Genomic DNA, 1778 nt, shown 5'->3' on the forward strand with positions numbered 1-1778 from the left:
CTACTGTTCCAGCAAGTGCATATGCTACAACAAGCGGCGGAGAAGCAAGGTAGTTACCTTTTACTAATGGATGAATACGTCCTTCAAAGTTACGGTTTCCTGAAAGAACAGACGTTACAAGCAAGTCGCTATCTGCAATCGCTTCTTCAATTTCAGCTTCTAATGGACCAGAGTTACCGATACAAGTCGTACAGCCATAACCTACGATGTTAAAGCCGATTTTATCTAAGTATGGAAGCAGCCCTGAATTTTGCAGGTAAGCCGTTACTACTTTTGAACCTGGTGCTAAAGAAGTCTTCACGTAAGCTGGAACATCCAATCCTTTTTCTACCGCTTTTTTCGCAACTAAACCAGMTGCTACTAATACGTAAGGATTTGATGTGTTCGTACAGCTTGTGATAGCCGCAATGGCAATGGCACCTGTTTTCATTGTTGTTTCTGAACCGTCTCCAAGCTTAAACGTAATTTCTTTATCCACGTCTTTAGCATCAAGTCCGAAGCTTTGGTTGCTAACAGGAGCTGTTAAAGCCTTCTTGAATTCTGTTTGCATTTGAGAAAGTGGAATTAAATCTTGCGGACGCTTTGGACCAGAAAGATTTGCTTCAATCTCAGCAAGGTTAATCTCAACAACGTCAGTGAAAATTGGATCTTCATTTTCTGGTGTGAAGAATAAACCATTTGCTTTTGTATATTGTTCGACAACCTGAATGTCTTTTTCATCTCTTCCTGTTAAACGCATATATGCTAATGCTTCTGCGTCAACTGGGAAGAATCCACATGTTGCACCGTATTCAGGAGCCATATTAGCGATTGTTGCACGGTCAGCTAATGGAAGTTCTGCTACGCCAGGACCGAAGAATTCCACGAATTTTCCGACTACTCCTTTTTGACGAAGCACTTGCGTAACTTTTAACGCTAAGTCTGTAGCTGTAGTGCCGTTTGGTAATTCACCAACAAGTTTAACACCGATTACTTCAGGAACTGGGAAATAAGAAGGTTGACCAAGCATACCTGCTTCCGCTTCAATACCGCCAACACCCCATCCTAAAACACCGATACCATTAATCATCGTTGTATGAGAGTCAGTACCTACTAGAGAATCAGGGAAAGCTACAAATTCACCATCTTCTTCAACAGCATGAACAACGTTTGCTAAATATTCTAAATTTACTTGGTGCACGATACCTGTAGCTGGTGGCACTGCACGATAGTTATTAAATGATTTTTGAGCCCAGCTTAAGAAATTATAGCGCTCTGTATTACGTTGAAACTCGAGGTCCATATTAATTCGTAATGAGTCAGCTGTACCTGCTTTATCAACTTGTACGGAGTGGTCGACAACGAGGTCTACTGGAATTTCTGGATTGATTTTGTCAGGATCTCCTCCTAAATCAGCCATTGCTTTACGAAGTGACGCTAAGTCTACAACCGCTGGAACTCCAGTGAAATCTTGAAGAATAACACGAGATGGTTTGAAAGGAACATCGATATCTTTAATATCTTTTGTTCCCCATTTTGCAAGGTTTTCGACGTGTTCTTTTGTAATAACACGGCCATCTACCTGACGAAGAACAGATTCTAATAATACTTTAATTGAATACGGCAGCTTAGATACATTACCTAAACCTGCTTCCTCTAAAGCTTGTAAGCGGTAATAATTATATGTGCTGCCATTAAGATCGAATGACGAACGAGCGTTGAAAACGTCTTTTTTAGTCATTGCTTTTACCCCCTTAAAATTCTATGTATAAAGGATTTACTTACCCCATCCTCTATTC

1 protein-coding gene is annotated in these 1778 nt (G+C 40.5%); it reads right to left on the reverse strand.

The window, feature by feature from the left end; genetic code table 11:
• A partial coding sequence (gene acnA / locus AC1DRF_RS26045; protein WP_477742082.1) for an aconitate hydratase AcnA occupies positions 1–1720 on the reverse strand: 1720 nt, incomplete at its 3' end.
• Between the last annotated feature and the right edge of the window lie 58 nt (positions 1721–1778).

The organism is Priestia sp. P5_B4 (assembly GCF_056400385.1).